Below are 10,814 nucleotides of genomic sequence, written 5' to 3' on the forward strand. Positions count from 1 at the left end.
CACCTCGATCTCCGGGACGAAGCCGGGACCGAACCTGTTGCGCAAACTCGAGAAGTGTTGGTGCCCAGGAGAAGACTCGAACTTCCACGGCCTTGCGGCCACTGGCACCTGAAGCCAGCGCGTCTACCATTCCGCCACCTGGGCAGGTGTCGTGAGTGGTGCGTTTAAGACCTCGCCGGAGGGGTGTCAAACGGAATCCTGCGGATTGCGTCGGGAATTTGGCTGGGGGCCCGAGAGCGCGCGGCGGGGCAGGGGCGCGCGGCGATTTGCGCCTTGTTTCAGGGGGGCCCGGGCGGTACATCCGGAAGGTGAAGGCAGGAAGCGAGGTTCGGCATGTCCAGGCTTGTCACCATCTACGGCGGCTCCGGTTTCATCGGGCGCTACATCGCGCGGCGCATGGCGAAGGCCGGCTGGCGCGTGCGGGTGGCCTGCCGCAGGCCGAACGAGGCGATCTTCGTGCGGCCTTACGGCGTCGTCGGTCAGGTCGAGCCGGTGTTCTGCAACATCCGCGACGACGCCTCGGTGGCGCAGGTGATGCAGGGTGCGGAGGCGGTGGTGAACTGCGTTGGCATCCTTGCCGAATCCGGCAAAAACCGTTTTGACGCGGTACAGGCCGAGGGGGCGGCGCGCATCGCCCGGATCGCGGCCGAGAACGGCGTGTCGCGGCTGGTGCAGATCTCGGCCATCGGGGCCGACGAGGATGCGTCGAGCGACTATGCCCGGACCAAGGCGCTTGGCGAAGCCGGCGTGCGCGAGCATTTTCCGCAGGCCGTGATCCTGCGCCCGTCGATCGTCTTCGGGCCCGAGGACGAGTTCTTCAACCGGTTTGCCGGAATGACCCGGTTCAGCCCGGTGCTGCCGCTGGTCGGCGCCGCGACGCGGTTCCAGCCGGTCTATGTCGACGATGTCGCGAAGGCCGCCGAGAAGGCGGTGCGCGAGGAGGCCCCTGCCGGGGTCTACGAGCTTGGCGGCCCGGACGTGGCAAGCTTCCGCGCGCTGATGCACCAGATGCTCGAGGTCATCCACCGGCGTCGCCTGGTGATGAACACACCGAACTGGATCGCGCGGATCATGGCTTCGGTGCTGGATTTCATGCAGTGGGCCACCGCCGGTCTTTTCTCGAACGGCATCCTGACCCGCGACCAGGTCAAGAACCTCGCGCATGACAACTTGGTCGCGACTGACGCGCGCGGCTTCGAAGATCTCGGCATCGAACCGGTGTCGATGGGTGCTGTCCTGCCCGATTATCTCTGGCGGTTCCGCCCGTCGGGCCAGTACGACGCGATCAAGGACTCGGCGCGCAAGCTGCGGACCTAGGAATAGGCGTAGATCAGCAGCGCGATCCCGAGGATCACCCGGTAGATCACGTAGGGCGTGAAACTCACGCTCTTGAGCAGGCGCATCATCAGCGCGAGGGCAAGCAGGGCCGCCGCGAAGGCGAAGGCAGCGGCAATGAGCCCGTCGCGGGCCACCGTCCAGTCCGCGCTCGACACGACGTCGAGGGAGAGCAGCGCGCCGGACGCGAGGATCGTCGGAATCGACATCAGCATCGCAAGCTTCGCCGCACCCTCGCGACCGTAGCCGAGCCGACGTCCGGCGGTGATCGTGATGCCCGAACGCGAGGTGCCCGGGATCAGCGCCAGAACCTGTGCCAGCCCCATGCGCAATGCGTCCGACGCGGTCCAGTCGGAGGCGGTTTTCTCCTCCGCGCCGGTCCTGTCGGCCCAGTAGAGCACGAGCCCGAACAGCAGCATCGTCCAGCCGATGACGGCAACCGAGCGCAGCATTTCGTCGATGCCCAGGATCTTGATGAGAAACCCGGCGATGATGACCGGGATCGTCGCGAGGATCAGCAGGATCGCCAGTCGCGCACCCGGCGTGTCCGTTCTGCCGCGGGCGAGATGTCCAAGGCCGGTGAGTGCAAGTTTCACGTCCGTCCAGAAATAGAGCACGACCGCCACCAACGTTCCGACATGCACCGCGACGTCGATGGCCAGCCCCTGATCCGGTCCGCCGGACAGCCCGGGCAGAAGGATGAGATGGCCCGAGGACGAGATCGGCAGGAATTCGGTTATTCCCTGGATCATCGCGACAAGGAAAAGATGGAAGAGGGTCATTCAGGGCCTTCGGCGAACGCGCTTGCTGAGGCACTGTATAACTCGCTGGTTAACAAAAAGAAGTTGCATAATATAACCGAAGCGGACCTAAATTTGAGACTGTTGATACGAGAATCTACGCAACGCGCTCCAATTACCCGCAAATAAGTCAGCTGTACTGACTTTTAATCGCGTATGACATGAAGTAAGCGTGCCGAACGGAATGCCTGATGGGAGTGCGAGATGGCCGGAGAGCGCATGCTGAAATTCGTGACCGTTGAGCGGGACATGCCCGAGAAACGGTCGGCCGACGTGCGTCGCGAGGACTTCCGGGAGATTTACGCGGAATTCGCAGCCGAGAAGGCCGCTGAGCAGGCGAGCCGCTGCAGCCAGTGCGGCGTGCCCTACTGTCAAAGCCATTGCCCGTTGCATAACAACATCCCCGACTGGCTGCGGCTGACGGCCCAGGGACGCCTGAAGGAGGCCTACGAGGTCAGCCAGGCGACCAATACCTTTCCGGAAATCTGCGGGCGAATCTGTCCGCAGGACCGGCTGTGCGAAGGCAACTGCGTGATCGAACTGTCGGGGCATGGCACCGTCACCATCGGATCGGTCGAGAAGTACATCACCGACACCGCCTGGGAAGAAGGATGGGTCGAACCGCCCAAACCCGCGCAGGAACGCACGGAATCGGTTGGCATCATTGGTGCGGGCCCGGGCGGACTGGCGGCCGCTGACGTCCTGCGCCGCGCCGGCGTGCAAGTCACGATCTACGACCGCTACGACCGCGCGGGCGGGCTTCTGACCTACGGGATCCCGGGGTTCAAGCTCGAAAAGGATGTGGTGATGCGCCGCAACGCGCAGCTCGAGGATGGCGGGGTGACCTTCGTTTTGAACTGCGACGTCGGCAAGGACATCGGTTTCGACGAGATCCGAAGCCGCCACGACGCGGTGATCATCGCCACGGGCGTTTACAAGAGCCGCAGCATTGAGGGGCCCGGCGCCGGGTCTCCGGGTCTGGTGCGTGCCATCGACTTTCTGACCGCGTCGAACCGCAAGAGCTTCGGCGACGAGGTGCCGGAGTTCGACAGCGGTGAGCTGAACGCCAGCGGCAAGCGGGTTGTGGTGATCGGCGGCGGCGACACGGCGATGGACTGCGTGCGCACATCCGTGCGTCAGGGTGCCAAGAGCGTGAAATGCCTCTACCGCCGCGACCGGGCCAACATGCCGGGCTCGCAGCGCGAGGTCGCCAACGCCGAGGAAGAAGGCGTGGTCTTCGAATGGCTGTCGGCGCCCAAGGGCTTCACCGGCGACCCGGTGTCGGGCGTCATGGTGCAGAAAATGCGGCTCGGCGCGCCGGATGCCAGCGGACGGCAGACGCCCGAAGTGATCCCCGGTGCGGATTACGTCGAGGACGCCGATCTGGTCATCCTCGCGCTGGGTTTCGAGCCCGAGGAATTGCCCAAGCTCTGGGATCAGGACGATCTGCCGGTCACGCGCTGGGGCACCGTTCTTGCGCAGTATGGTTCCGGGGCGACGGACCTGCCGGGTGTCTACGCGGTGGGCGACATCGTGCGCGGCGCATCGCTGGTTGTCTGGGCGATCCGCGACGGGCGCGATTGTGCTGCGGCGATCCTCGAGGGGTTCGACCGGAACCGGGCGGTGGCCGCGGAATGACCGGCTTGCCGATGGAACCAGCGGGGAGCGCTTCATGGTGAAGAACCGGGACGGCGGCTGCATGTGCGGCGCGGTGCGCTTTGCCGCGCGCAACGTTCCCGACAGGTTCGGGGCGTGCCACTGCCCGATGTGTCGGCGCTGGACCGGCTCGGCTTTGCTGGGCGTGACGATCAAGGACGGCGATCTGGACTGGCAAGGGTCCGAGAACATCGCGACGGTACAAAGCACGGACTGGGCCGAGCGGGCGTGGTGCACCAAATGCGGCACCAACCTCTATTTCCGCGTCACGCTCGAGGGCGAATGGTCGGGCGGCACCGAATTGCCGATCGGGTTGTTCGACGATCCGAGGGGCATGGAGATGTCGAGCGAGATCTACATCGACCACAAGCCGGACAGCTTTGCCTATGCCGGCGAGGGCCGCACGACGCTGACCCGCGCGCAATGCGTCGAGAAGTTCGGCGTTCTCGACAGCGACGGGAACGGGGCATGAAGGGGGCCTGCCTGTGCGGCGCGGTCCGGGTCGAGGTGACGGAGCGCGAGGACTGGGTCTCGGCCTGCCATTGCGATCTCTGCCGGATCTGGTCTGGCTCGGCCTTCTGGGGTTTCGCCGCTCCGGATGCCGCTGTGACGGTGACTGGCACACCCGCGCGCTACCGGTCATCCTCTTTCGCGGAACGCGCCTTTTGCGGCACCTGCGGCACGCACCTGTGGCTGCGCGACGACGATGCCGACCACTACGAATTCTGCCCGGGTCTCTTCGAGGACCTGCGCGACGCGCCGCTGACACGCGAGGTCTACGCCGACCGCGCCTTTGCCTGCGTGCCGCTGGAAGGCACACACCCGCGGGTCAGCAGACAGGAATACGAGCGGGACTTCCCGCATGTCCAGATGGAGGGTTCAGATGGCCAAATATGATGAAGCATGGGTCGCCCGCGAAGAGGCCAAGCGTGCGTTCATGGCCGAGAACGGCCTCTACAGCGCGGACGAGGAACACTCCTCCTGCGGCGTGGGCCTCGTGGTCTCCATCGACGGGCGCAAGAGCCGCGACGTGGTGGAAAGCGGGATCATGGCGCTCAAGGCGATCTGGCACCGCGGCGCGGTCGATGCCGACGGCAAGACCGGCGACGGCGCCGGTATCCACGTCCAGATCCCGACCGAGTTCTTTTACGATCAGGTCAAGCGCACCGGCCACAGCCCGCGCACCGACCAGCTGATCGCCGTGGGGCAGGTCTTTCTGCCGCGCACCAATTTTGCGGCGCAGGAAACCTGCCGGACCATCGTCGAGACCGAAGTCCTGCGCATGGGCTACTACATCTACGGCTGGCGGCACGTGCCGGTGGACATCTCGGTGCTGGGCGAGAAGGCCAACGCGACCCGGCCCGAAATCGAACAGATCCTGATCTCGAACGCAAAGGGCGTCGACGAGGAGCAATTCGAGCGCGAGCTCTACGTGATCCGGCGCCGGATCGAGAAGGCGGCCGCGGCGGCACAGGTGCCTTCCCTCTACATCGCGTCGCTGTCCTGCCGGTCGATCATCTACAAGGGCATGATGCTGGCGCAGGACGTGGCCGAGTTCTATCCCGACCTCAAGGACAAGCGGTTCGAGAGCGCCTTCGCGATCTACCACCAGCGCTACTCCACCAACACCTTCCCGCAATGGTGGCTGGCCCAGCCCTTCCGGATGCTCGCGCACAACGGCGAGATCAATACGCTCAAGGGCAACCTGAACTGGATGAAGAGCCACGAGATCCGCATGGCCTCGTCGACCTTCGGAGAGCTGGCCGACGACATCAAGCCGATCGTGCCGCAGGGATCGAGCGATTCCGCGGCGCTCGACGCCGTGTTCGAGGTGCTGGTGCGCGCCGGGCGCAACGCGCCGATGGCCAAGACCATGCTGGTGCCGGAAAGCTGGTCCAAGCAGGCGGTGGAGTTGCCGCAGGCCTGGCGCGACATGTACTCCTACTGCAACTCGGTGATGGAGCCCTGGGACGGTCCTGCCGCGCTCGCCATGACCGACGGGCGCTGGGTCTGTGCCGGGCTCGACCGCAACGGGCTGCGCCCGATGCGCTACGTGGTCACCGGCAACGGGCTGCTGATCGCGGGATCCGAGGCGGGGATGGTCCCGCAGGACGAAAGCCGCATCGTCGAGAAGGGCGCGCTTGGGCCCGGGCAACTTCTGGCCGTCGACATGGCCGAGGGCGAGTTGTTTCACGACACCGAGATCAAGGACCGGCTTGCCAGGTCGCAGCCCTTCGGCGACTGGGTTGGCAAGATCAACGACCTCGACGAGGCGCTGACCGGGCTCGAGGAGACCCCGGTCTTCACCGGAAACGAGTTGCGCCGCAGGCAGGTGGCGGCGGGTTACACGGTCGAGGATCTCGAACAGATTCTCGCGCCGATGGCCGAGGACGCCAAGGAGGCTCTGGCCTCGATGGGCGACGACACGCCCTCGGCGGTGCTGTCTTCGCAATACCGTCCGCTCAGCCATTACTTCCGGCAGAACTTCAGCCAGGTGACCAACCCGCCGATCGACAGCCTGCGCGAATACCGGGTGATGAGCCTCAAGACGCGGTTCGGCAACCTCAAGAACGTGCTCGACGAGGATTCGAGCCAGACCGAGATCATCACGCTCGACAGTCCTTTCGTGGCCAACGCCCAGTTCGACGCGCTTCTGGAGCATTTCAACGTCGACACCGTCACCATCGACTGCACGTTCGAGCCCGGGCAGGGCAACCTCAACGCGGGCCTGTCGCGGATCCGCGACGAGGCCGAGGATGCCGTGCGCTCGGGGGCTGGGCACCTGATCCTGACCGATCAGGGATCGGGCGAAGGCAAGGTGGCGATGCCGATGATCCTCGCCACGAGCGCGGTGCACAGCCACCTGATCCGCAAGGGTCTGCGCACCTTCACCTCGCTGGCCGTGCGGTCGGCAGAATGCGTCGATCCGCATTACTTCGCCGTGCTGATCGGCTGCGGGGCGACCATCGTGAACGCCTACCTGGCCGAGGACAGCCTTGCCGACCGGATCGAGCGCGGACTGCTCGACATGACGCTGACCGATGCGGTGGCGCGCTACCGGAATGCCATCGACCAGGGCCTGCTGAAGATCATGGCCAAGATGGGGATTTCGGTCGTCTCGTCCTACCGCGGCGGGCTGAACTTCGAGGCCGTCGGCCTGAGTCGGGCGATGGTGGCCGAGTATTTCCCTGGCATGACCAGCCGGATTTCGGGCATCGGCGTCAGCGGCATCCAGCGCAAGTCCGAGGAGGTCCACGCCAAGGGCTGGGCCGACGCGCAGAGCGTGCTGCCCATCGGCGGCTTCTACAAGGCGCGCAAGTCGGGTGAGACACACGCCTGGGAAGCGACCTCGATGCACATGATGCAGATGGCCTGCAACCGTGCCTCCTACGAGATGTGGAAGCAGTATTCGGCCAAGATGCTTTCGAACCCGCCGATCCACCTCCGCGACTTGATGGACTTCAAGGCGCTCGGCCCGGCCATTCCCATCGAGGAGGTCGAGAACATCACTTCGATTCGCAAGCGCTTCGTGACGCCGGGCATGTCGCTCGGGGCGCTCAGCCCCGAGGCGCACAAGACGCTCAACGTCGCGATGAACCGGATCGGCGCCAAGTCGGACTCGGGCGAAGGCGGCGAGGATCCGGCGCATTTCCATCCCGAACCCAACGGCGACAACCCCTCGGCCAAGATCAAGCAGGTGGCCTCGGGGCGCTTCGGGGTCACAGCCGAATACCTTAATCAGTGTGAGGAACTCGAGATCAAGGTGGCCCAAGGCGCCAAGCCCGGCGAGGGTGGTCAGCTTCCGGGCATGAAGGTCACCGACCTGATCGCGCGGCTGCGGCATTCGACCAAGGGGGTGACGCTGATCTCGCCGCCGCCACATCACGACATCTATTCGATCGAAGATCTTGCGCAGCTGATCTACGACCTCAAGCAGATCAATCCGCGTGCCAAGGTGACGGTCAAGCTTGTCGCCTCGTCGGGCGTCGGGACCATCGCGGCGGGCGTGGCCAAGGCCAAGGCCGACGTGATCCTGATCTCGGGCCACAACGGCGGCACCGGCGCCAGCCCCGCCACCTCGATCAAGTACGCCGGGCTGCCCTGGGAGATGGGACTGACCGAAGCCCACCAGGTCCTGTCGATGAACAACCTGCGCAGCCGCGTGACGCTGCGCACCGACGGCGGGCTGCGCACCGGGCGCGACATCGTCATGGCGGCGATGCTCGGGGCCGAGGAATACGGCATCGGCACCGCGGCCCTGATCGCGATGGGCTGCATCATGGTGCGTCAGTGCCAGTCCAACACCTGCCCGGTCGGCGTCTGCACGCAGGACGAACGCCTGCGCGACAAGTTCACCGGCACGGCGGACAAGGTGGTGAACCTCATCACTTTCTACGCCACGGAAGTGCGCGAGATCCTCGCCGAACTCGGCGCGCGCTCGCTCGACGACGTGATCGGGCGCGCCGACCTGCTGGCGCAGGTCAGCCGGGGTTCGGCGCATCTCGATGATCTCGATCTCAACCCGCTGCTGATCACCGTCGATGGCGCGGCGGATATCGTTTACGACCGGACCAAGCCGCGCAACGCGGTGCCGGACACGCTCGATGCCGAGATCGTGCGCGATGCCGAACGTTTCCTGAACGACGGCGAGAAGATGCAGCTGTCCTACGCGGTGCAGAACACCCACCGCACCGTCGGCACGCGCACCTCGAGCCATATCGTCCGCAAGTTCGGGATGCGTAACGCGCTGCAGCCGGATCATTTGACGGTCAAGCTGTCCGGCTCCGCCGGCCAGTCGCTCGGGGCCTTCGCGGCGCCGGGGCTGAAGCTGGAAGTGTCGGGCGATGCCAACGACTACGTCGGCAAGGGTCTGTCGGGCGGCACCATCGTGGTGCGTCCGCCGATGTCCTCGCCGATCGAGGCGTCGAAGAACACCATCATCGGCAACACCGTGCTCTACGGGGCGACCGACGGTTACCTTTTTGCCGCAGGGCGCGCGGGCGAGCGTTTCGCGGTGCGCAACTCGGGCGCCAGAGTGGTGATCGAGGGCTGCGGATCGAACGGTTGCGAGTACATGACCGGGGGCGTCGCGGTGATCCTCGGCGAGATCGGGGCGAACTTCGGGGCCGGGATGACCGGCGGCATGGCCTATCTCTATGACCCCGAGGGCAAGGCGCCGGCGCTGATGAACATGGAGACGCTGGTGACCTGCCCGGTCTCCGTCGATCACTGGCTCGGCCAGCTCGAGGAGCTGCTCGAACGGCACCTCGAGGAGACCGGCTCGCGCCGCGCGGCAGAGATCCTGCAGCACTGGGAGAGCGAGAAGGACAACTTCGTTCAGGTCTGCCCGAAGGAGATGCTGGTGCATCTGCCTGCCCCGCTCAGCCACGAGCAGAAGGCGGTGCCGGCCGAGTGATCCGGCCCCGGCGCGGCGTGCTGTTGCCGCCGCGCCGCGTGACCGGCGGGCTGCCGCCGCGCCCTTGCGTTTTTCGGATGTGTCCGCCGGGGGCGCCCGGTACTGTGCGGCCATGGCAAGACGAAGCAGGGCGAAGAAAAAAGAGGCAGCGCCGCTGCAGGCGATCCGCGACGTGCCGCGGCGCGTCCTGCGCTGGGCGTTCCGCCTGATCCTGATCGCGGCGGCCGTGCTGGCGGGGCTGATCGTGCTGTTCTCTGTCGTGAACCCGCCTGTCACGCCCTACATGCTTTCCGAATCCCGACGTCTCGGCGGGCTCGAGCGCACCTGGGCTCCGATCGAGGATATCGCGCCTGTGATGGCGCGCTCCGTGGTTGCGGCGGAGGATGCCAATTTCTGTACGCACTGGGGGTTCGATCTCAAGGCGATCAAGGCGGCGATCGCGGACGGTGGCGAACGCGGCGCCTCGACCCTGAGCCAGCAGGTGGTCAAGAACGTCTATCTCTGGCACGGGCGCACCTACACCCGGAAACTGCTGGAGGCGCTGCTGACCCCGGTCGTGGAGCTGGTCTGGTCCAAGCGCCGGATCGTCGAGGTCTACATGAACGTGGCCGAGTTCGACGAAGGCATCTTCGGGGTCGATGCGGCGGCACGACATTACTTCGGGGTTTCGGCGGCGGACCTGTCGGCTACGCAGGCCGCACGTCTGGCGGCGATCCTGCCCGATCCCAAGGGTCGGTCGGCGTCGCGTCCGTCGGATTTCGTGCAGCGCCGCGCGCGCGGGATCGCCGACGGCGCAGCGACGATTCGCGCGGACGGGCGCGCGGCCTGTTTCGAGAGTTGAAACGGGCGCGGCTAACGGGCATTGAGGACGGCGACGAGACGCAACCCCGGAAGACCTGATGGCCCGCCTGTTCCACGCCCCCCTCTCTCCCTTCTGCCGCAAGGTGCGCCTGAGCCTTGCCGAGAAGAAGATCGAGGTGGACCTCGTCGAGGAGCGCTACTGGGAACAGGATCCGGACTTCATGCGCCGCAACCCGGCCGGCAAGGTGCCGGTGCTGCGGCTCGACGGGATCATGATGGCCGAGAGCACGGCGATCTGCGAATACATCGAGGAGACGCGACCGGAGCCGGCGCTGTTGCCCAAGGACCCCGCGGCGCGTTTCGAGGTGCGCCGGATCGTGTCCTGGTTCGACGACAAGTTCCATCACGAGGTGACCTCGAAGCTGCTTTACGAGCGGGTCAACAAGAAGGTGATGAAACAGGGCTATCCGGACAGCGCCAGCATCAAGGCCGGGGCCAAGGCGATCAAGTATCACCTCGACTACATGCAATGGCTTCTCGACCACCGGCGCTGGCTGGCGGGCGACACGATGACGCTGGCGGATTTCGCCGCCGCGGCGCATCTGTCGTCGCTCGACTACATCTCGGATGTGGACTGGAACCGCTCGGACGTGGTCAAGGACTGGTACGCCAAGATCAAGTCGCGCCCGGCCTTCCGGTCGATCCTCGCCGACCAGGTTCCGGGATTCCCGCCGCCGCGCCATTACAATGATCTCGATTTCTGAGAGCGCGCAGGGGGGGGGGGGGGCCCCCCCCCCCCCGGGCGG

General features: G+C 65.8%; 8 protein-coding genes and 1 tRNA gene. 7 read left to right on the forward strand and 2 right to left on the reverse strand.

All coding sequences use genetic code 11. From position 1 onward, the window contains the following. Positions 1-58: 58 nt before the first annotated feature. Positions 59-144, reverse strand: a tRNA-Leu gene (locus R5H30_RS09335). Positions 145-333: 189 nt separating this feature from the next. Here R5H30_RS09335 and R5H30_RS09340 point away from each other — a divergent pair. Further along, positions 334-1,317, forward strand: a complete 984-nt coding sequence (locus R5H30_RS09340; protein WP_318327991.1) for a complex I NDUFA9 subunit family protein — start codon at positions 334-336, stop codon at positions 1,315-1,317. On the opposite strand, the gene R5H30_RS09345 is transcribed toward R5H30_RS09340, so the two are convergent. Next, positions 1,314-2,117: an undecaprenyl-diphosphate phosphatase gene (locus R5H30_RS09345; protein ID WP_318327992.1), complete on the reverse strand. Its 804-nt coding sequence runs from the start codon at positions 2,115-2,117 to the stop codon at positions 1,314-1,316. The two genes, R5H30_RS09340 and R5H30_RS09345, sit on opposite strands and share 4 nt — an antisense overlap. Before the next feature lie 222 nt (positions 2,118-2,339). Between R5H30_RS09345 and R5H30_RS09350 the strand changes: the two genes are divergently transcribed. From R5H30_RS09350 to fzlA, 6 genes are all read left to right on the forward strand, one after another. Next, a complete protein-coding gene (locus R5H30_RS09350) occupies positions 2,340-3,773 on the forward strand; it encodes an NAD(P)-dependent oxidoreductase (protein WP_318327993.1) in 1,434 nt (477 codons plus the stop codon). Between the two features lie 34 nt (positions 3,774-3,807). Then, complete coding sequence (locus tag R5H30_RS09355) at positions 3,808-4,263, forward strand: GFA family protein (RefSeq protein ID WP_318327994.1); 456 nt, start codon at positions 3,808-3,810, stop codon at positions 4,261-4,263. Next, on the forward strand, positions 4,260-4,688 hold the full coding sequence (locus tag R5H30_RS09360; protein ID WP_318327996.1) for a GFA family protein: 429 nt from the start codon (positions 4,260-4,262) through the stop codon (positions 4,686-4,688). Before R5H30_RS09355 ends, R5H30_RS09360 begins: the two co-directional genes overlap by 4 nt. After that, positions 4,675-9,207, forward strand: coding sequence for a glutamate synthase large subunit (gltB, locus tag R5H30_RS09365; RefSeq protein WP_318327997.1), 4,533 nt, complete (start codon positions 4,675-4,677; stop codon positions 9,205-9,207). The genes R5H30_RS09360 and gltB overlap by 14 nt, the downstream gene beginning before the upstream one ends. A gap of 112 nt (positions 9,208-9,319) precedes the next feature. Next, on the forward strand, positions 9,320-10,048 hold the full coding sequence (gene mtgA, locus R5H30_RS09370) for a monofunctional biosynthetic peptidoglycan transglycosylase (RefSeq protein ID WP_318327998.1): 729 nt from the start codon (positions 9,320-9,322) through the stop codon (positions 10,046-10,048). Between the two features lie 58 nt (positions 10,049-10,106). Next, positions 10,107-10,772, forward strand: coding sequence for an FtsZ-binding protein FzlA (gene fzlA, locus R5H30_RS09375; protein ID WP_318327999.1), 666 nt, complete (start codon positions 10,107-10,109; stop codon positions 10,770-10,772). Positions 10,773-10,814 lie beyond the last annotated feature (42 nt).

Source organism: Roseobacter sp. FCG-D35 (genome assembly GCF_033436665.1).
Lineage (GTDB): Bacteria > Pseudomonadota > Alphaproteobacteria > Rhodobacterales > Rhodobacteraceae > JAWQFO01.